The sequence below is a fragment of the Ideonella flava genome, assembly GCF_051857595.1.
GTDB lineage: Bacteria > Pseudomonadota > Gammaproteobacteria > Burkholderiales > Burkholderiaceae_C > Ideonella.
In genome coordinates, this window is record NZ_JBPZHD010000004.1 from 397240 (window position 1) to 417040 (window position 19801).

General features: G+C 70.2%; 20 protein-coding genes. 14 read left to right on the forward strand and 6 right to left on the reverse strand.

Annotated elements, in window-relative coordinates; translation table 11 throughout:
• Positions 1–130: 130 nt before the first annotated feature.
• From kdgD to ACS5PM_RS10970, 4 genes are all read left to right on the forward strand, one after another.
• Entirely contained in the window at positions 131–1042 is a 912-nt protein-coding gene (gene kdgD / locus ACS5PM_RS10955) for a 5-dehydro-4-deoxyglucarate dehydratase (protein ID WP_439387648.1), read from the forward strand.
• Positions 1043–1074: 32 nt separating this feature from the next.
• A complete protein-coding gene (locus tag ACS5PM_RS10960; RefSeq protein WP_439387649.1) occupies positions 1075–2037 on the forward strand; it encodes a Bug family tripartite tricarboxylate transporter substrate binding protein in 963 nt (320 codons plus the stop codon).
• 136 nt (positions 2038–2173) lie between these two features.
• Entirely contained in the window at positions 2174–3502 is a 1329-nt protein-coding gene (gene gudD, locus ACS5PM_RS10965) for a glucarate dehydratase (RefSeq protein ID WP_439387650.1), read from the forward strand.
• Between the two features lie 185 nt (positions 3503–3687).
• Positions 3688–5124 (forward strand): aldehyde dehydrogenase family protein, encoded by a 1437-nt coding sequence (locus ACS5PM_RS10970; RefSeq protein ID WP_439387651.1) that lies wholly within the window; start codon positions 3688–3690, stop codon positions 5122–5124.
• Positions 5125–5133: 9 nt separating this feature from the next.
• Here the strand turns inward: ACS5PM_RS10970 and ACS5PM_RS10975 are convergent, their stop codons facing one another.
• The gene (locus ACS5PM_RS10975; RefSeq protein ID WP_439387652.1) at positions 5134–6267 is read right to left on the reverse strand and encodes a hypothetical protein; all 1134 of its coding nucleotides are present in this window, start codon (positions 6265–6267) and stop codon (positions 5134–5136) included.
• A 96-nt stretch (positions 6268–6363) separates the two neighbouring features.
• Here ACS5PM_RS10975 and ACS5PM_RS10980 point away from each other — a divergent pair, with 96 nt between their 5' ends.
• Entirely contained in the window at positions 6364–6588 is a 225-nt protein-coding gene (locus ACS5PM_RS10980; protein WP_439387653.1) for a hypothetical protein, read from the forward strand.
• On the opposite strand, the gene ACS5PM_RS10985 is transcribed toward ACS5PM_RS10980, so the two are convergent.
• The 3 genes from ACS5PM_RS10985 to ACS5PM_RS10995 form a co-directional block, all read right to left on the reverse strand.
• On the reverse strand, positions 6578–6793 hold the full coding sequence (locus tag ACS5PM_RS10985) for a hypothetical protein (protein WP_439387654.1): 216 nt from the start codon (positions 6791–6793) through the stop codon (positions 6578–6580). The genes ACS5PM_RS10980 and ACS5PM_RS10985 overlap by 11 nt on opposite strands.
• Before the next feature lie 118 nt (positions 6794–6911).
• Positions 6912–7145 carry a tautomerase family protein gene (locus tag ACS5PM_RS10990; protein WP_439387655.1) on the reverse strand — a complete coding sequence of 78 codons (234 nt, stop codon included), beginning with the start codon at positions 7143–7145 and terminating at the stop codon, positions 6912–6914.
• An 11-nt stretch (positions 7146–7156) separates the two neighbouring features.
• Positions 7157–7744 carry an ATP-dependent Clp protease proteolytic subunit gene (locus ACS5PM_RS10995; RefSeq protein ID WP_439387656.1) on the reverse strand — a complete coding sequence of 196 codons (588 nt, stop codon included), beginning with the start codon at positions 7742–7744 and terminating at the stop codon, positions 7157–7159.
• Between the two features lie 143 nt (positions 7745–7887).
• On the opposite strand from ACS5PM_RS10995, the gene ACS5PM_RS11000 reads away from it, so the two are divergent.
• The gene (locus ACS5PM_RS11000; RefSeq protein WP_439387657.1) at positions 7888–9141 is read left to right on the forward strand and encodes an InlB B-repeat-containing protein; all 1254 of its coding nucleotides are present in this window, start codon (positions 7888–7890) and stop codon (positions 9139–9141) included.
• Here ACS5PM_RS11000 and ACS5PM_RS11005 read toward each other — a convergent pair.
• Together ACS5PM_RS11005 and ACS5PM_RS11010 are read right to left on the reverse strand one after the other, a co-directional pair.
• Positions 9138–10007, reverse strand: a complete 870-nt coding sequence (locus ACS5PM_RS11005) for a class I SAM-dependent methyltransferase (protein ID WP_439387658.1) — start codon at positions 10005–10007, stop codon at positions 9138–9140. The two genes, ACS5PM_RS11000 and ACS5PM_RS11005, sit on opposite strands and share 4 nt — an antisense overlap.
• Positions 10004–11206 (reverse strand): vanadium-dependent haloperoxidase, encoded by a 1203-nt coding sequence (locus tag ACS5PM_RS11010; protein ID WP_439387659.1) that lies wholly within the window; start codon positions 11204–11206, stop codon positions 10004–10006. Before ACS5PM_RS11010 ends, ACS5PM_RS11005 begins: the two co-directional genes overlap by 4 nt.
• A 60-nt stretch (positions 11207–11266) precedes the next feature.
• On the opposite strand from ACS5PM_RS11010, the gene ACS5PM_RS11015 reads away from it, so the two are divergent.
• From ACS5PM_RS11015 to ACS5PM_RS11050, 8 genes are all read left to right on the forward strand, one after another.
• On the forward strand, positions 11267–12715 hold the full coding sequence (locus ACS5PM_RS11015; RefSeq protein ID WP_439387660.1) for a TPR end-of-group domain-containing protein: 1449 nt from the start codon (positions 11267–11269) through the stop codon (positions 12713–12715).
• A 324-nt stretch (positions 12716–13039) separates the two neighbouring features.
• Positions 13040–15328, forward strand: coding sequence for a DUF1549 and DUF1553 domain-containing protein (locus tag ACS5PM_RS11020; RefSeq protein WP_439387661.1), 2289 nt, complete (start codon positions 13040–13042; stop codon positions 15326–15328).
• A gap of 44 nt (positions 15329–15372) precedes the next feature.
• Positions 15373–16833 (forward strand): DUF1501 domain-containing protein, encoded by a 1461-nt coding sequence (locus ACS5PM_RS11025; RefSeq protein ID WP_439387662.1) that lies wholly within the window; start codon positions 15373–15375, stop codon positions 16831–16833.
• Entirely contained in the window at positions 16833–17216 is a 384-nt protein-coding gene (locus ACS5PM_RS11030) for a hypothetical protein (protein WP_439387663.1), read from the forward strand. Before ACS5PM_RS11025 ends, ACS5PM_RS11030 begins: the two co-directional genes overlap by 1 nt.
• 4 nt (positions 17217–17220) lie before the next feature.
• Positions 17221–17808 carry a peroxiredoxin gene (locus ACS5PM_RS11035; RefSeq protein ID WP_439387664.1) on the forward strand — a complete coding sequence of 196 codons (588 nt, stop codon included), beginning with the start codon at positions 17221–17223 and terminating at the stop codon, positions 17806–17808.
• A gap of 71 nt (positions 17809–17879) precedes the next feature.
• Positions 17880–18455 (forward strand): c-type cytochrome, encoded by a 576-nt coding sequence (locus ACS5PM_RS11040; protein ID WP_439387665.1) that lies wholly within the window; start codon positions 17880–17882, stop codon positions 18453–18455.
• Positions 18456–18491: 36 nt separating this feature from the next.
• Complete coding sequence (locus ACS5PM_RS11045) at positions 18492–18977, forward strand: c-type cytochrome (protein WP_439387666.1); 486 nt, start codon at positions 18492–18494, stop codon at positions 18975–18977.
• Between the two features lie 86 nt (positions 18978–19063).
• Positions 19064–19753: a lectin gene (locus ACS5PM_RS11050; RefSeq protein WP_439387779.1), complete on the forward strand. Its 690-nt coding sequence runs from the start codon at positions 19064–19066 to the stop codon at positions 19751–19753.
• Positions 19754–19801 lie beyond the last annotated feature (48 nt).

The following is a 19801-nucleotide window of genomic DNA, read 5'->3' on the forward strand; positions in this document are numbered from 1 at the left end:
CGCGCGGCCTGGACCTTCCGGCGGCCCCGGGGGCCGTGCGGCCGGATCCGGCCGGGGATCGTAGAACTGCGTATGCCAGTTTCCGTGGCCAGTTGTACGATGTCCTACGTCGCCACTCCGTCCGCCGCCCATGTCGCCCCAAGAACTTCGCCAGGCCCTGTCCAGCGGCCTGCTGTCCTTTCCCCTGACCGATTTCGACAGCGAGTTGCGCTTCGCCCCGGGCGGCTACACCGAGCGCCTGGAGTGGCTCATGCCCTACGGTGCGACCGTGCTCTTTGCCGCCGGCGGCACGGGCGAGTTCTTCTCGCTGGAGCCAGCCGAGTACGCGGAGGTGGTGAAGACGGCCGTGCAGGCCTGCCACGGCCGCGTGCCCATCGTGGCCGGCGCCGGGGGCGGCACCACGCTGGCCATCAAGTACGCGCAGGAGGCCGAGCGCCAGGGCGCGCAGGGCATCCTGCTGCTGCCGCACTACCTCACCGAGGCGAGCCAGGAGGGGCTGGTCGCCCACGTCGAGGCGGTGTGCAAGAGCGTGCGCTTCGGCGTCATCGTCTACAACCGCGGCGGCTGCCGGCTCAACGCCGATTCGCTCGCCAGGCTGGCCGAGCGCTGCCCCAACCTCATCGGCTTCAAGGACGGCCTGGGCGACATCGAGCGCATCGTGCAGATCCGCCAGCGCCTGGGCGAGCGCTTCGTCTACATCGGCGGCATGCCCACCCACGAGGTCTATGCCCGCGCCTACCAGGCGCTGGGGGTGCCCACCTACTCGTCGGCGGTCTTCAACTTCATCCCGCGCACCGCGATGGAGTTCTACAACGCCTACGCCGCCGGCGACACGGCCACCACCGGCCGGCTGATCGACGAGTTCTTCCTGCCCTACCTCGAGATCCGCAACCGGGGCGAGGGCTACGCCGTGAGCATCGTCAAGGCCGGCGCGGCCCTGGCCGGCCATGGGGCAGGCCCGGTGCGCCCGCCGCTTTCCGACCTCAAGCCTGCCGAGGTCGAGCAGCTGGGCGCGCTCATCGCCCGCCTCGGTCCGCAGTGAGCGGACCTTCCGACATCACCAGGAGACACGACATGCCGTTCCGAAAACTCCTCTGCCTCGCCGCATTCGCCCTGGCCACCGCCGGCGCACAGGCGGCCTATCCCGACAAGCCGGTGACGCTGGTCGTGCCCTTCCCGCCCGGCGGCTCCACCGACACCATCGCCCGCACCCTCGCACCCAAGCTGCAAGAGAAGCTCGGCGGCAGCTTCATCGTCGACAACAAGGCCGGGGCCACCGGCACGATAGGCGCGGCGCAGGTCAAGCGCGCGCCGGCCGACGGCTACACGCTGCTCGTCTCGTCGCTGGGCCCCTACGTGATCGCGCCGCACCTCATCAAGGGCGTGCAGTACGACGCGTTGAAGGATTTCGACCTGCTCACCGTCGCCGTACAGGCGCCCAACGTGCTGGTGGTGCCGGCCGCCTCGCCCTTCAAGAGCGTTGGCGAGCTGCTGGCCGAGTTGAAGAAGAACCCGGGCAAGCTGACCTTCGCTTCGTCCGGCAACGGCTCGTCGGACCACCTCACGGCCGAGCTGTTCTGGCAGCAGACGGGCACCTCCGCCGTGCACGTGCCCTACAAGGGCGGCGCGCCGGCCATCACCGACCTGCTGGGCGGCGTGGTCGATGCCTCCTTCCAGAACATCAACGCGGTGGTCCAGCACATCAACGCCGGCAAGCTGCGGGCGCTGGCCATCACCGGCGACAAGCGCTCGGCGCTGCTGCCCAGCGTGCCCACCATGGCCGAGGCCGGCGTGAAGGGCGTGGACGTCTACTCCTGGCAGGCGGTGGCCGCTCCCAAGGGCCTGCCGGCGGACATCAAGGCCAAGCTTCATGCGGCGCTGGTCGCCGGCCTGAACGACCCGGCGGTCAAAGCCAAGCTGCAGGAGCAGGGCTTCGAGATCGTCGCCAACACGCCGGAGCAGTTCGCCACCTTCCAGGCCGCGGAGTACGCTCGTTGGAAGCTGGTCATCGAAACCGGGAAGATCACCGCAGATTGATGGGCCCACCCCCGGAGCGCCTTCGGCCCACCCCCTCAAGGGGGCGCCACTGGCGGCCCGGCAGAGCCGGCTCCGCGGTGGCCCTTGGTTCACGCGGCGGCATGCGAGACCAGTAGCGAAACATCGAGGTTTTCACATGAACAACTCCCCCAGCGTCCGCGAGATGCGCGTCGTGCCCGTCGCGGGCCGCGACAGCATGCTGCTGAACCTGTCGGGGGCCCACGCCCCCTTCTTCACCCGCAACATCGTCATCGTCACCGACTCGTCCGGCCACACCGGCCTGGGGGAGGTGCCCGGTGGCGAAAAGATCCGGCAGACGCTGGAGGATGCGCGCGCCCTCGTCGAGGGCCGGCCCATCGGCGACCTGCAGGCCATCCTGAACCAGATGCGCGAGCGCTTCGCCGACCGCGACGCCGGCGGCCGCGGCCTGCAGACCTTCGACCTGCGCACCACCATCCATGCGGTGACGGCCGTCGAGTCCGCGCTGCTCGACCTGCAGGGCCAGCACCTCGGCGTGCCGGTGGCGGCGCTGCTCGGCGAGGGCCAGCAACGCGGCGCCGTGCGCATGCTCGGCTACCTCTTCTACGTGGGCGATCGCAACGCCACCGACCTGCCCTATGCCAGCGACCCCGGCGCCGACAACGACTGGTTCCGCGTGCGCCACGAGCCCGCGCTCACGCCCGAAGGCGTCGTGCGCCTGGCCGAAGCCGCGCAGGCCCGCTACGGCTTCGAGGATTTCAAGTTGAAGGGCGGCGTGCTGCGGCCGGAGGAAGAGGTCGAGGCCATCCGCGCCCTGCACGAGCGCTTCCCGCAGGCGCGCGTGACGCTGGACCCGAACGGCGGCTGGCTGCTGAAGGACGCGATCCGCGTGCTGAAGGACCTGCACGGCGTCATGGCCTACGCCGAGGATCCGTGCGGCGCCGAGGAGGGTTTCTCCGGTCGCGAGGTGATGGCCGAGTTCCGTCGCGCCACCGGCCTGCCCACGGCGACCAACATGATCGCCACCGACTGGCGCCAGATGGTCCACGCCTTGTCGCTGCAGGCCGTCGACATCCCGCTGGCCGACCCGCACTTCTGGACCATGGCCGGCTCGGTGCGCGTGGCCCAGACCTGCCGCGACTGGGGCCTGACCTGGGGCTCGCACTCCAACAACCACTTCGACATCTCGCTGGCCATGTTCACCCACGTCGGCGCCGCGGCGCCCGGGAAGGTGACCGCCATCGACACCCACTGGATCTGGCAGGACGGCCAGCGCCTGACGAAGGAGCCGATGACCATCGAAGGCGGCCTGGTGCACGTGCCCGCCAGGCCCGGCCTCGGCATCGAGCTGGACATGGCCGAGGTCGAGAAGGCCCACGCGCTCTACCAGCAGCACGGCCTGGGCGCCCGCGACGACGCCATCGCCATGCAATACCTCATCCCCGGCTGGAAGTTCGACAACAAGCGGCCGTGTATGGTGCGGTGACTTCGCAGCCTGAGCCGACCCTTACCGTTCGGCCTGAGCCTGTCGAAGGCCCGCACGGCCTCCAGCCGTAGAACCTGAACCCACCTTTCCCGTTCCGCCTGAGCTTGTCGAAGGCCCACACGCCGCTCGACGGCCCTTCGACAGGCTCAGGGCGAACGGGGTGGAATAAACCGAGGACCCACGACATGTTCAAGAACCTCATCGCCGGCGAATGGCGCGAAGGCCCGCGCGTCATCCGCAACATCAACCCCTCGGACACCCGCGACCTGGTCGGCGAGTACGCCCAGGCCGACGCCGCCCAGGCGCGCGAGGCCGTCGCCGCCGCCCAGCAGGCCTTCCCCGCCTGGTCGCAGAGCACGCCGCAGCAGCGCTTCGACATCCTCGATGCCGCCGGCAGCGAGATCCTCGCCCGCAAGGCCGAGCTGGGCGACCTGCTCGCCCGCGAGGAGGGCAAGACCCTGCCCGAGGCCATAGGCGAGGTCGGCCGCGCCGGCGCCATCTTCAAGTTCTTCGCCGGCGAGGCGCTTCGCATCGGCGGCGATGTCATCCCCTCCGTGCGCCCCGGCGTAGGCGTGGAGGTGACGCGCGAGGCCCTCGGCATCGTCGGCCTCATCACGCCCTGGAACTTCCCCATCGCCATCCCGGCCTGGAAGCTGGCCCCCGCCCTGGCCTACGGCAACACCGTGGTCCTCAAGCCCGCCGAGCTGGTGCCCGGCTCGGCCTGGGCGCTGGCCGACATCCTGCAGCGCGCCGGCCTGCCGCCGGGCGTGTTCAACCTGGTGATGGGCCCCGGCTCGCAGGTGGGTCAGGTGCTGCTGGAGGATCAGCGTGTCGCGGCCATCAGCTTCACCGGCTCGGCCGCCACCGGGGGGCGCGTGGCCGCGGCTTGCGCGGCCCGGCTCGCTCGCTTCCAGCTCGAGATGGGCGGCAAGAACCCGATGGTGGTGCTGGACGACGCCGACCTCGGCGTGGCCGTGAACGCCGCACTCAACAGCGGCTTCTTCTCCACCGGCCAGCGCTGCACGGCCTCTTCGCGCCTCATCGTCACCAACGGCATCCACGACCAGTTCGTGGCCGCCCTCGCCGAGCGCATGCAGGCCCTGAAGGTGGACGATGCCCGAAAGGCCGGCACCGACATCGGCCCCGTGGTCGACGAGAGCCAGCTCGCCCAGGACATGGAGTACATCGCCATCGGCGAGCAGGAGGGCGCCAGGCGAATCGGCGGCGAGCGCATCGCCACCAACAGCGCGGGCGCTCCTGGCCACTACCTGCGCCCCGCCCTCTTCACCGAGACCACGGCCGACATGCGCATCAACCGCGACGAGATCTTCGGCCCGGTCGTCAGCGTGATGCGCGCCAAGGACTACGAAGAGGCCCTGCACCTGGCCAACGACACGCCCTTCGGCCTCTCGGCCGGCATCGCCACCACCTCGCTCAAGCACGCGACGCACTTCAAGCGCCACTCGCAGGCCGGCATGGTGATGGTCAACCTGCCGACCGCAGGCGTGGACTACCACGTGCCCTTCGGCGGCCGCAAAGGCTCCAGCTACGGCCCGCGTGAGCAGGGCCGCTATGCCGCCGAGTTCTACACGACCGTCAAGACGGCCTACACGGCGGCCTGAGCTTCAGGGTCAGTACCTGAAACCCTGCAAGGTGTCCAGGTTCGGCGCGGTGATGACGAAGCCGCGTCGCTCGCTGGGCTTGAGCGCCATGAAGGCCGGACTGGAAGGCAGCTGGAAGCCGTCGAGCGACTTCACGAGGTGGCCCTTCTCGTCGTAGACGTGGATGCTGCTGCCGCTGGGCGCGGTGCTGGAGATGGGCTGGCCGACGAGGAAGAGCTTGTGCAGCGGATCCACCGCGACAGCGCTGCCGCTTTGCGCCTGGCTGGTGGCGCCGGGCAGCACCACCTTGAAGCCGAGCCGCTTGTCCAGGTCGTAGAACTCGACGCTGAAATCGCCCTCGCTGGTGGTGCAGGCCACGCCGGTGTTCGGGTCCACCGCGATGCCGTTGAGAAAGCCGAGGCCCGGCCCGAAGAAGCTCAGCAGCGTGCCGGTGTCCAGGTCCACGAGGCCGATGCGCGAGCTGCAGCCGAAGCAGCCGTCCGATGAGCCGATGACGGCGCGCCGCTTGACCTGGTCCATCGCGATCACCGGCGAATGGCTCCAGTCGAACACCGGGTCGTCCAGGCGATAAAGCGGGCCGAAGGTGTTGGCCGACACGTTGGTGCTGAACACGTACGACGCGAAGTCGCTGCCGTTGTTCTTGAAGCCCAGCGCGACCGTCTCGTCGAAGCCCTGGTTCGGCGCCAGCGCCGTGATGATGTGGTCGGCCTTGTGCAGCGGCGGCGTCCAGTGGCCGGTGAAGTCGTTCACGTCGACCGGATCCATCGTCCAGTACACCCGCTTGTCGACGAACAGGTCGCTGACATGCTCGAACTCGACGAGGCCCGTGCGCTGCTTGCCGAAGATGCCGAACACCACATAGTCGTTCCTGGTGTCCCGCTTCACCCGCACGCGGTGGAGGATCTTGCCGGTGGCCTGGTCGAAGGTCTCGACCGCGATGTCATGGTTGCCGTCGCCGAGCGTCACGGCCTCGGCCAGCAAGCCGGTGGTGCCGGCCTGGTCGATGTCGTAGCCGAGGATGAAGCCGCCGAGGGCCGGACGGACGATGACGTGGGTCGGACCGGCCGGCTCGGCCTGCGCGTGGACCACGGCGCACCAGCCCCAGGCCACCAGCGTGAGCGCGGCGTTGCGGATCGTGGGCATGGAGGGCCTCCCGGGTCGCCGCACAGGCAGCATGGCGGTGTGTGCGCGGGCTGGGCCCGGAGGTTGCCGCTCAGCCGGAAAGATCCGACCTGGCCGGTGGCCACGCTGCCGGCTCAGGGCCTGTCCGAGGGCGATGAGGGCGAGCTGGCGGGCGTGCCGTACGACGAGGCGCCGAACCGGCTCGGCTCAGGGTCCGGCCTGATGACTCAGGCCGCGCAGGCCTCGGCCCCCGAGGCCTTCGTGCCAGGCGACATCAAGACGGCCCGCCTGTTCGGCCGACATTTCGCCGAGACGCTGGGGCGCCTGTCCTTCAGCGGTTGAGCGCCAGCGGGCCGAGATGGGCGGCCACCGGCAAAGGGTGGCCGCCTTCGGTCCTGGCCTTCGTGCCGGGCGACGGCTTCGGCATCGAATGGCCCGGCTCGATGCGGCTACGTGTGTTCGTGCTCACGAGGGGCACGGGCGCCTGGGCCAACACCCATTGGGCCGCCACTGCCGCCACCACCAGACCCGCCTTGTTCGGGTTCATCTTGACCTCCATGGGGTGAGGCAGGCCGCGCGAGCGACCCGCCTCACCTGAGAGAACGAGATGGAACGTCGAAATCCGTCATCTGTGACGAAAAAAGGGGGCGCGGGCGAATCCCGGGCTACGCGGCAGGCCCGTAACCCGGCTTCTTGTAGAGCGACTCCAGCCTGGGCGCGATCTCGGGCTCGTAGACCTGCTGCATCCATTGCTCGGGCGCGACGTCTTCGATCGCCACCGAGATCGACGAATCGCTGGAGCCGACGGCGGCCTTGAGCGCTTCGACCATCGCCTGGGCCAGCGCCTGCTTCTGCGCCTCGGTCTTGCCGGCCCACATCTTCACGACGACATGAGGCATCTCGAGTGTCCTCAGCGCAGGTCGGCCTGGTTCTGGATGATGCGTCCCACCAGGCCGTAGTCGATGGCCTCCTCGGCCGAGAGCCAGCGGTCGCGCTCGATGTCGGACAGCACGCGGTCCAGCGGCTGGCCGGTCTCGCGCGAGATGACGCCGGCGATGCGTTCGCGCGCCTTGACGATCTCGCGGGCCTGGATGGCGATGTCGGTCGCCTGGCCGCCGGCGCCGCCGCTGGGCTGGTGGATGAGGAAGCGGGTCTGCGGCAGGCAGACGCGGCGTTCGCGCGGCACGGCGAGGTAGACGTGGCAGGCGGCGCTGCCCACCCACCCGGTGCCGATCATGTTGACCGGCGCCTCGATGTAGCGGATCACGTCGTGCACGGTGTCGCCGGATTCGAGGTGGCCGCCGGGCGAAGACACCAGCAGGTTGATCGGATCCTTCGATTCGGCCGACAGGGCGATCAGGCGGCGCACCGTGTCCTGCGCGGTGACGTCGGTGATGGCGCCGAACAGCAGGACGGTGCGCGACTTGAAGGCCTTTTCCTCCAGGAAGCTGGTGCGCGGGTCGACGAGCGTGGGGGCGGGGTGGGGCGTGGTCTCCATCGTGTCTCTCGGTCTCGGTTGAGGTGGGTCAATGATGCCCGCACTGTGTACCACCCGGGCTGACCATGGGACTGGCGCGGCCGCTGTATCAGGGTCACCATTTGCCCCTCTGTCGATCGGTCTGCAGTCCAAGGAGCGCATCGATGAAGCTGAATCACACGTCTGTCGCGGCCGCCATGCTGGTCGCGCTGCTGGGAGTCCTGTCCGCGCCCGCCTGGGCCGGTGCCAACATCAACGGCAAGATCGCCTACGAGGTCTGCGACTATTCCAGCGGACCCTACCAGTGCGACATCTGGACCATGGAGTCGGACGGCAGCAACGCCGTCAACATCACCAACACGCCCGAGGTCTCCGAGTACGCCCCCGTCTGGTCGCCGGACGGACTGCGCATCGCCTTTTCGCGCGGCCTGCCGGACGACTACCTGCGCGACCTGTGGGTGATGGACCAGGACGGGGCCAATCAGATCAACGTCACGAACGACCCGGGCTGGACCTTCGGCCCCACCTGGTCGCCCGGCGGCACCCAGCTGGCCTTCGTGAAGAACATCCCCGGCGACCACATCACCGCCCAGTTCGACATCTTCATCCACGACCTGGACACCGGCCAGGAGCGCAACCTCACCCACAGCGACTTCGACGAGCTGGAGCCCGCCTGGTCGCCCGACGGCGGCCTGATCGCCTTCTCGGCCGTGCGCCTGACCTGGGACGGTTTCGGCGCCTGGGAGATCGTCACCGTCGAGCCTACGGGTGACAACGAACTGATCCTCACCGCGCCCGACGGCCGCCACTTCGAGGACCGCGCGCCCGCCTGGGCGCCCGACGGCACCAAGCTCGTCTTCATGAGCCAGTTCAACGACCCCTGCTGCGAGCCGTGGGACATCTGGGCGATGAACCGCGACGGCTCGGGCCTGACCAACCTCACCCAGCACCCGGCCGACGACATGTTCCCGAGCTGGTCGCCCGACGGCCTGCTGATCGTCTTCACCAGCACGCGCGACGGCGGATGGGACCTGTATTCGATGCCGGCGCCGCCGGTGCTCCCGCCCGAGGCCCGTGCCCGGGCCCGTGCGGCCGGTGACGCGCAACGCCTGACGCGCAACGGCGCCGCCAACAACGCCGACTGGGGTTCGAAGGAACACGAGATCGGCGATCCCTTCGGCCTGTACGTCTCGGTGGTCGGTTCCGGCCGGGTGACGAGCGAGCCGGCCGGCATCGCCTGCGGCCGCGACTGCGACGAGGTCTATCCGTACGCCACGGTGGTCAAGCTGCGCGCCAAGCCCAAGGCCGGCTTCCGCTTCGTGCGCTGGGAAGGCGCCTGCAGCGGCAAGAAGGACACCTGCCGCGTCACGCTCGACGACGCAGCCGCCGTGATCGCGAAGTTCAAGCCGCTGCCCTAGGAGGCGTGCGCCGGGCCAGGATCCAGGACCGACGAGGTCCGGCGCGTGATCGGCATCGACGAGGCCGCTTGCGCCTTCGCCCACGCCTGCACGAGCGTGAAGGTCGTGACGCCGCCGGGCCTTGTCAAGGCTCGCTCGATGGCGCCGACCAACCCGTCGATCTCGCTGTCGTCGGCGAGGTGGCTGGCGCGCCAGACGGGCCGCAGGGAGCGGGCGAAGTCCAGCGGCAGCCTGGCGTAGGGATGTGTGCTCGGCAGCGTGTGCACCACCTGGCGCATCCGCACAGCACTGACGGGCAGGCGTGCCAGCGCGGACGGCAGCTTCGCCCCGGCATCGAAATCCCCGCCTCGGGCCTCGAAGCCGGCGCGGATGAGCTGCTTCAGCCGCGTCCACGCTTCGCCGGCCGCGGGGATCGCCCAGCTGTCGGCCTGCGGCTCCTGCAGCATCAGCCAGCCGCCGGGCCGCAGCAGGCGCAGCACCTCGGCGAGCAGCGCATCCAGCCGGCCGCAGGGCGCGGCCATGAAGCGGGCGTGCACGGCGTCGAGCGAATGCGCACGCAGGCGGCTGTCGAAGGCATCGCCGCATTCCAGATGCAGTCGGGAGTCCACTGCATCGGATCGCAAGCGCTGCAGCAGCGCCGCGTCGTTGTCGATGGCTATCACGCGGCCCGCGCTGCCCACGCGGTCCAGCAAGGCCTGCGCGACATGCAGCGTGCCGCAGCCGAGGTCGGCCACCTGCCAACCGGGAGCGACCGGCACGCTGTCGAACAGCGCCGCCGCATCGGTCGACCAGAACGCGGCCTGCGTCTGCAGGCGCGCGTGTTCGGCGGCATCTCGTTGCAGGGGGTAATCCAGGGCGGCGGTCACGGCAGCGCCTCCGCCACCTGCATCGACAGCTGACCCAGCGCCGCAGCGGCCGCCCCGCGCGCGATCTGCAGGCCGGCCTCGAGATCGAAGCGGTAGTGCAGGCCGGCGTCCACGCGCGACTCGCCGGCCTCCTCGGCCTGCGCGATCAGTTGCGCGGCTTCAGGCGTGAAGTGGGCCGCGAGCACGAAGGCCGCCGCGCCCGAGTCGCACGAGTGGTTGCTGGGATAGGAGGGATGGTTCGGCAGCCCGATCAACGGCTGGATGCGCGGGTCGGCCTGCGAGGGGCGCGGCGTCCAGTAGGTGTACTTCGCGTCGTGGCAGGCGATGTTCGCGTCGAGTGCCGCGCTCAAGGTCTGTGCGAGGACGCGGCTGGCCTCGGCGCCCGACAGGCGGTGCTGCGCGGCGAGGTCCAACGCGACGGCGTCCCAGTGGCCGGCGACGAGGGCGCCGGTGGTCATCTCCCAACGCTTCGCGCGAGCCAGGCCTTGCGGATCGCCGGAGCCGGCGCGTTGCCGGACCTCGTCCAAGGCGCGTTCGAAGGCCGGCGAGCCCACGGCCGGCGGCGCGGGCGGGCGCAGCGCGTCGCCCGAGGCCAGGTGCACCGTCTGCATGGCGCCCAGGGCCGGCAGATGGGGCGGGCGTGGTGGCGAGAGCTGGCTGTGCCAGGCCTGGGGCGCGTCCGGCAGCGTGCCGGACCAGGGCGCGTCGAAGCGGTCGGTGGCGGCGCGGGCAAGCGTGCCTTCAGCGGCAGCGACGGCGGTGCGCCGGAGCGCCTCGAGCCGTTCGGCCGATGGCGCCGGGCGCGTGCGGCCCAGCGCGACGGCGAGAGTCTCGAACTCCTCGCGGTGCGCGGGCAGCAGGCCGCCCAATGTGCGGGCAGAGACCTCGTCGAAGAGCCGGTCCCAGCTGTGGGCTTCGGCGCTCGCGGCTGTGGTGCCAAAGGCCTGCGCCGCCTGCTCCTGCGCAAGCGCCAGGTAGGCCAGCAGGCGCAGGGCGGCCTGCTGGTTGGGCTTGTCGCGGGCGATCGCATCACGGGCCGTGGCATGCCAAAGCTGCAGAGACAGCAGGCCCTGCGCCGGCCCGGGCCGGGCCCAGGGGGCGCTCCTAGAATCGCCCGGGGCCTGCGCTTCGGCGCGGGCGGCGGCAAGGGGCAGGGCGAGTGTGAGGGCCGCGATGGCGAGCCGTGTGCATGCATTCATGGATGTCTCCTCGTCGGTGTGCGCGGTCCGGTGCGGGCCGCGCCGCGAATGGTCCGGACCATGCGTGATCCGGGCGTGATCCGGCTCGTGCTGCTGGGCGGGGTGGACGTGGTGGATGCCGCCGGCCACCGCATCGAACCCCTGCTGGCGCAGCCGAGAAGGCTGGCCTTGCTGGCCATGCTCGCCATCGAATCGATGCAGGGCGGCTGCCCGCGCGAGCGGCTGATGGCCACCTTCTGGCCCGACCATTCGCCCGAGGCGGCCGCGGCCAACCTGCGCCAGGCGGTGGCCTTCCTGCGTGGCCTGCTGGGCAACGAAGTGGTGGCCGGCCAGGGCCGGCACGCGCTGGCGATCGACGGGCAGCGCCTGCAGTGCGATGCGGTCGAGGCGCTGCGCCGGCTGGGCAGCGGCGCGCCCGCGGCAGAGCTGATGCCGGGATTTCATCTCAAGCAGGCCGACGAGCCCTGGGAGGAGTGGCTGGCCGAGCAGCGTCGGCGCCTGGCACCGCCACGCGGGCGGGAGGCGGGCGAGCCCCTGCCGGCGGACCCGCGGGCGCGCGCCGCCTACCTGCACGGCCGCTTCCACTGGACCCGCCGCCCACGTGAATCGATGAAGGCCTTGGCCTGCCTGCAGCAGGCGGTGGAGCTGGCGCCGGACTTCGCACCGGCGCATGCGGCGCTGGCCGACGTCTACAACACGCTCGGCTCGTGGGAATCAGGCGCGCTCGCTCCGGCGGAGTCCTTTCCCAAGGCCCGGGTGCTCGCGCGCCGCGCGCTGCAGATCGACCCGTGCTGCGCCGCGGCCCACACCTCGCTTGCCTACGCCACGGCCCATCACGACTGGCAATGGGCCGACGCCGAAGCGCGGTTCGCCCGCGCCATCGAGCTGGACCCTGGCTATGCCCACGCGCACCACTGGCACGCCCACCTGCTCGTCGCCCAGCAGCGTTTCGAAGAGGCTCTTCATGCCGGCGCGCGCGCCCTCGAGCTGCAGCCGCTGGACATCATCATCAACGTCCACATGGCGTGGCACCACTGGCTCGCGCGCGATGCCGAAGCGGCCATCGAGCAGGCCGCCCGCACGGCCGACCTGGACGACACCGACCACTGGCCGCCCTTCTTCCACGGCATGGCCTGCGCGCTCGCCGGCCGGGCGGAGGAGGCGGTGGACGCGCTGCGCCGCTCCTGCGCGCTGTCCAAGGGCAACGCGGTGATGCGCGCCGGCCTGGGCTATGCCTATGCCTTCGCGCAGGACCGCCGCGCCGCGCGCACCGTGCTGCGCGAGTTCGACGATGCGGCGCAGGCCCAGCACCGCTTCGCCTACGAGGCTGCTGTCATACATGCGGCGCTCGGCGACACCGACTGTGCCTTCACGCGCCTGCACGACGCGCTGCAGGCCCGCTCGGGCTGGATGGCCTACCTGCGCGTCGACCCGCGGCTGGACGCGCTGCGCGAGGACCCTCGCTACCTCGCGCTGGAGCGGGCTGTCGGCTTCCCGCCGCGAGGCTGAGCCTTCAGCGGCGGGTCGACACCTTGCACGTTCGCAGGTCGAAGGGATCTGGCGCCTGGTGGTTCTTCAGCAGCGGGTGGTCCGGCCGGTGGTGGCAGCCCACCAGCGATGGCCAGCCGCAGCCTGCGGCCAGGAAGCGCCCTCATCCCGGGCCGAGGAGAGAAGTGCAGTCCTGTCAATGAGTTAGCTGCTTTCCTCGCGCACTCCGCATCGGCCGGAGAAGCTGGCTCGCTAGTTGCAAAAGTGGCGATCGAGCGGGGCCGGTCACGCGCCTCGCGATCCATCGCTTTCGCCCGCGCAACGCATCCGAGTTGGAGTGCCTGAATGAGCAAGACCCTGTTGGTGGCCCTGTGCCTGGGGCTGTCGGCCATCGCTGCGGCCCAGACCCCGAGCACCGCGGCCACGCCCCCCAAGCCCTGGTCTCCGTACCAGCCGGTCAAGACCGCCGAGCCGCCGCCCGTCAAGCAGAAGGCCTGGGTGCGCACGCCCATCGATGCCTACGTGCTCGCGCAGCTGGAGGCCAAGGGCCTGAAGCCCTCGCCTGATGCCGACCGGGCGACCTACATCCGGCGCGCCACGCTGGACGCCTGGGGCCTGCTGCCCACGCCGGAGGAGGTCAAGGCCTTCGTCGACGACAAGTCGCCCAACGCCCACGAGAAGCTGGTGGACCGGCTGCTGGCCTCCCCGCACTTCGGCGAGCGCCAGGCGCGGCGGTGGCTGGACCTGGCGCGTTATGCGGACAGCGCGGGCTTCCAGAACGACAACACCCGGCCCAACAACTGGCGCTATCGCGACTACGTGATCAACGCCTTCAACCAGGACAAGCCCTTCGACCGCTTCATCCGCGAGCAGCTCGCCGGCGACGAGCTGTGGCCCGAGAGCCAGGAGGCGCGCATCGCCACCGGCTTCCTCGCCGGCTACCCGGACAACTCGAACTCGCGCGACCTGGTGCAGCGCAAGTACCAGATCGCCACCGACATGACCGACCTCGTCGGCGAGACCTTCCTGTCGGCCACCATCGGCTGCGCGCGCTGCCACAACCACAAGGCCGACAAAGTCAGCCAGAAGGAGTACTTCCAGCTGCAGGCCTTCTTCGCCAACACCAGCTTCGACGAGAAGGCGCCGCTGCAGCAAAAGGGCGCGGACGACCTGGCCTACGAGAAGGCCCAAGCGGCCTACCGCGAGGCCACCAAGGGCATCCGCGAGCAGCAGCTGGCCATCCTGGACAGCGTGCGCGAGCAGGGCCTGAAGTACCACAAGGAGCGCTACCTCACCGACAGCCGCGAAGCCATCTTCAAGCCCGAGAGCGATTGGACCCCGCTGGACCGCTGGGTCAACTTCCGGCTGAAGACGGTGACCACCGATGCCGACATCGCCAGCTACCTGAAGCTCAGCGGCACCGACAAGGACAGCGCCGAGTACGTTCCCGAGAATGCCGAGAAGTGGAAGGCCTACGAGAAGCTGACGGCCGAGCTGAAGAAGTTCGACAAGCTCAAGCCCACGCAAGGCTCGTTGACGCTGACCGCCGCCACCGAGCTTGGCCATGCCGAGGCGCCGCCCACCTTCGTGCGCTTCGGCGGCGTGCACGAGCGGCCCACCGACGAGGTGCAGCCCGGCCTGCCCGCGCTGTGGGCGGGCGACTTCAAGCCCCAGATCGTGCCGACGGCGACCTCCTCGGGCCGCCGCACCGCGCTGGCCAACTGGATCGCGAGCCCCGCCAACCCGCTGACGGCGCGCGTGTTCGTCAACCGCGTCTGGAGCCAGTACTTCGCCAACGGGATCATCGGCACGGTGGCCGATTTCGGCCGCGCCGGCCAGAAGCCCACGAACCCCGAACTGCTCGACTACCTGGCCACCAGCTTCGTGCGCAACGGCTGGAGCGTGAAGGCGCTGGAGCGCCAGATCCTGCTGTCCAGCGTCTACCGCCAGTCCTCGGACGAGCGCGCCGACGTGCTGGCGGCCGACCCGGACAACAAGCTGCTCGCCGTCTACCCGCGCAAGCGGCTGGAGGCCGAGGAGATCCGCGATTCGCTGCTCTATGCCTCGGGCCAGCTGGTCGACAAGGTCGGTGGGCCGGCGGTGTTCGCACCCGTGCCCAGCAACCTCGGCGCCGGCAACCTCTGGCAGGAGGCCAAGGATCCGGAAGACGCTCGCCGCCGCAGCATCTACGTCTTCGTGCGTCGCAGCGTGCCCTATCCGCTGCTGCAGACCTTCGACCCGGCCAACCCCTCGCAGCCCCACCACAAGCGCGACGTGACCACCACGCCGATGCAGGCGCTGACGCTGTTCAACAGCGACATCGTCTTCGGCTGGTCCCAGGCCCTGGCCGGCCGCGTCATCAACGAAGCCGGCAAGGACGAGACGGCGCAGCTGAACCGCCTGTACCAGGTGCTGTTCTCGCGTGAGCCCAGCAAGGCCGAGCGGGCCGCGCTGAAGGAGTTCCTCGGCCAGCAGGAGAAGGTGATCGCCCAGAAGACCGACTCCGGCCGCTTCGAGGTCGCGCTGCCCACCGGCCTGAAGAACCGGCAGGGGATCGACCCGGTGCATGCCGCCGCCTTCGTGGACCTGGTCCACACCGTGGCGAACTCGAACGACTTCGCCTACCGCTTCTGAACGCGCCCGGCCGTCTCTTCACCTCCATTCAAGGACCCATCACCATGAGCCATCACGACCACCACCACCATCCGCGGCGCCAGTTCCTGCTCGGCGCCGGCCAGGGCCTGGGGGCCATCACGCTGGGCGGGCTGGTGCCCGGCCTGGGCGTGTTCCAGGCCGCGCACGCCGCCGACCTCGTCGACCCGCTGGCGCCCAAGGCACCGCACTTCCCGGCCAAGGTCAAGTCGGTCATCTGGCTGCATCAGAACGGCGCGCCCAGCACGCTGGACCTGTACGACTACAAGCCGGAGCTGATCCGCCTGGCAGGGCAGGAGATCCCGGCCTCCTTCCTCAAGGGCATCAAGACCAGCACGCAGGGCGGCGTGGGCAAGCTCTATGTGTCCAGGCGGACCTGGAAGCAGCATGGCGAGAGCGGCGCCTGGTTCTCCGACCTGGTGCCCCACATCGCCAACCACGCCGACAAGTTGGCCTTCATCAAGTCCAGCACCACGGTCGGCGCCACCCACGACATCTCCATCCTCAAGCTCAACACCGGCGACCTGAGCCCGGGCCGGCCCTCGCTCGGCGCGTGGATCACGTACGCGCTGGGCTCCGCCAACCCGGACCTGCCGCCTTACGTCGTGCTCTACAACGGCAAGTCCGAGCCCAGTGCCGGCTCGGTCAACTGGAGCTCCGGCTTCCTGCCCGCGGTCTACCAGGGCGTGGCCTTCCGCCCGGGCAACTCGCCCATCCTCTACCTGGAGCGGCCCGAGCTGCGCAGCGCCGAGCAGCAGCGCGCCTCGCTGGACCTGCTCAAGCGGCTGAACAGCACGGGCGCGGCGAAATACCCTGCCGACACCGAGCTGCGCGCCCGCTTGAAGTCCTACGACCTGGCCGATCGCATGCAGACCGCCGCGCCCGAGGCGGTGGACCTGTCCAAGGAGACCGACGCCACCAAGGAGCTCTACGGCCTGAACGACGAGGTGAGCGCGAGCTACGGCAGCACGCTGCTGCGAGCGCGTCGACTGGTCGAGCGCGGCGTGCGCTTCATCCAGGTGGTCACCGGCGCACCCGACGGCCAGACCGACATCACCAGCTGGGACGCGCACAGCGACCTGGAGGCCAACCACGGCCTGATGGCCCGCCAGGTCGACAAGCCCATCGCCGGCCTGCTGGCCGACCTGAAGGACCGCGGCCTGCTCGAAAGCACCTTGGTGGTCTGGACCTCGGAGTTCGGCCGCACCTCCTACGGCCAGAGCGGCAACGGCCGCGACCACAACCCCTGGGGCTACACGCAGTGGCTGGCGGGGGCCGGCGTGAAGGCCGGCTTCACCCATGGCGAGACGGACGAGTTGGGGCTACAGACGGCCGACAAGGACAAGGCTGTCGACACCTACGACCTGCAGGCCACCGTGCTGCAGCTGATGGGCCTGGACCACCTGAAGACCACCTTCCTCAACAACGGCCGCTCCGAGCGCCCGACGGTGGTCTACGGCAAGGTCGTCAAGGAGCTGCTGACCTGATGACGGGGAAGAGATCACTCGCCGCGTGGCTGCTGCTGGCGGCGACACCGATGGTGCTCGGCGCCCAGGACGAGCTCGACACGGACCTGATGCAGGCCATCGAGGACACCAACAAGAGCCTCGCCTCGCACATCGCGCTGCAGCAGGGCGACGGCGCCCGCGCCGATGCCCAGGAGCTGACCGCGATGTTCGCGAAGGTCGAGGCCTTCTACGCCGGCAAGCCGGAAGCGGCCGATGCGGTGAACCTGGCGCAGCAGAGCCAGGCGCTGGGCGCCGAGATCCTGAAGCACCTGGGCACCAAGGACTACGCCGCGGCCACCGCCTCGGCCACGACGCTGTCACGCACCTGCAAGACCTGCCACAACTTCTACAAGAAATCCTAGGACCATGAAGCCTTCCCTCCTGACCGCGGCCATCGCCGCGTTGGCGGCCCTGCCGACCTTCGCTGCGCTCAAGCCCGGCGACCCCGCGCCCGCCTTCGAAGCCCAGGCATCGAAGGCGGGCCAGGCCTTCGGCTATTCGCTGCAGGCCGAGCTGAAGAAGGGCCCGGTCGTCGTCTACTTCTACCCCTCGGCCTTCACCAACGGCTGCAATCTCCAGGCGCACAGCTTCGCGGTCGCGCAGGAGAAGTTCACCGCCGCGGGCGCCAGCATCGTCGGCGTCTCGCTCGACAGCATCGCGCGGCTGAACGACTTCTCGGCCGACCCCGAGTCCTGCGCCGGCAAGATCGCCGTCGCCTCGGACGCGGAAGGCCGGATCGCCCGCGCCTACGACCTCGCGGTGCGCGAGGCGGCACCGGGCCGCAAGGACACCCGCGGCGCCGAAATCGACCACGGCTTTGCCGAACGCACGACCTTCATCGTCGGCACCGATGGCCGCATCGCCGCCACCGTCGGTGGCCTGGCACCGGCCGCCAACGTGGAGCAGGCCTTGGCCGCGGTGCAGACCCTGGCGCGGGGTGCGCCGCGCCCATGAGGCGGGCGGCGAACCGGCCTGGATTCGCTCGCCGTGCTTGGGCTCCGCTTCTGCTCGCTTTCGCCGCTTCGGTGGCAGCCGCGCCGCGCGGTGATGCCACGCTGGGCGCGCAGAAGGCCGACAGCGAGCGCTGCCAGGAGTGCCATGGCGTGGACGGCCAGGGCGGCAGCGCCGAGTCCCGCTTCGCCCGCCTGGCCGGCCAGCACCCCGAGTACCTGGCCAAGCAGCTGCGCGATTTCCGCAGCGGCGCGAGGCGGCAGGATTTCATGGCTTTGATGGCGCGCAGCATCAGCGACGAGGACGTGGCCGACATCGCGGCCTACTTCGCCGGCCTGCCCGCGATGCGCAGTCCGCTCGGCGCCGCGCCGCAGAGCGCGCCCGTTGCCGAGCTCTTCGAGCGCGGCGACGCGACCCGCGGCATCACCGCCTGCGCAAGCTGCCATGGGCCGCAAGGCCGCGGGCTGCATCCGGCCGACCCGCGCTTCCCGCGACTGGCCGGCCAGGACTCGCGCTACCTCGCGCGCCAGCTGGCCGACTGGCGCAGCGGCGAGCGCCGCAACGACCCGAGCGGCGGGATGAACCGCACCGCGGTCGCGCTGCGCGACGACGAGATCGAGGCGCTGGCCGACTACATGGCCAGTCGCTGATCCCTGTTCCTTCCCAACCCAACCACAGACGTGCCCATGCTCGTATCCACCCCCCATCGCATCCTCGCCGCATCCTTGCTCGCCGCCGGCCTGGCGTCGGTGTCCCTTGCGGTCCTGGCGCAGCAGGCGCCCAAGCCCGAGGTCCTGATCAAGACCCGCCAGTCGGCCTTCCAGCTGCTGGGCTACCAGTCGGCCCGCATCAAGGCCTCGCTCGAGGGCAGCTACAACAAGGACGAGGTCAGCAAGGCCGCGGCGACCATCGCCGCGATCGCCAACTCCGGGCTGGGTGCGCTCTTCGCGCCCGGCACCGAGCAGGGCAAGGGCTGGCACGAGACGGCCACCAAGCCCGAGCTGTTCAAGGACGGCAAGCACGCCGGGGAGCTGGCCGGCGACCTCAGCCGCGAGGCCAACGAGCTGGCCCGCGTTGCCACGATCGGCGACATCGCGTTGGTGCGCGAGCAGTTCGGCAAGCTGGGCCGCACCTGCAAGGCCTGCCACGACGACTTCCGGGCGAAGGACTGAACACCCTTCCCGATTCCTCTTTCAAGGAGACACGCTTGACCGACCGCACACCTCTGCATCGCACCTGCCTCGCCAGCGTCCTGCTGGTGCTGCCAGCACTCACCTGGGCCCAACAGGCCGCGACTCCGGCGCCACCGTCTCCTTCGGCCTCGGCCGCACAGGCCGCCGCCGAGCTGGCCGCCAAGTCCTTCACCTTCTTCGTCACGAGCGAAGGTCCCGGCAAGGGCGCCGACCTGGGCGGCTTGGCCGGGGCCGACGCGCATTGCCAGAAGCTGGCCAGCGCCGTCGGCAACACCGGCAAGACGTGGCGCGCCTACCTCAGCACGCAGGCGACGGCCGAGCAGCCCGCGGTCAACGCCCGCGACCGCATCGGCAAGGGCCCGTGGGTCAACACCCGCGGCGCCGTCATCGCGCGCGACCTGTCCCACCTGCAGGGCGACACGCTGGACGAGGCACGCCTGGGCAACAACCTCACCCGCGCGACGGCCTTCACGGAGAAGAACGAGCCGGTCAAGGCCTTCGGCGACAAGCCTAACCAGCACGACATACTGACCGGGTCCCAACCCGACGGCCGCGCGTTCACCGACGCGGCCGACCACACCTGCCGCAACTACACCAGCAGCGCCACCGACGGCTCGGCCCAGGTCGGCCACGTCGACCGCACCGGCGGTGGCAACACCTCCTGGAACTCCGCCCACGCCAGCCGCGGCTGCGGCCAGGAGAACCTGGTGGCCACTGGCGGCGCGGGGCTGTTCTATTGCTTTGCGGCGAACTGACTGATCGCGCCATCCCGTTCCCCCTTGACGAACGGCCCCTGCACTGGG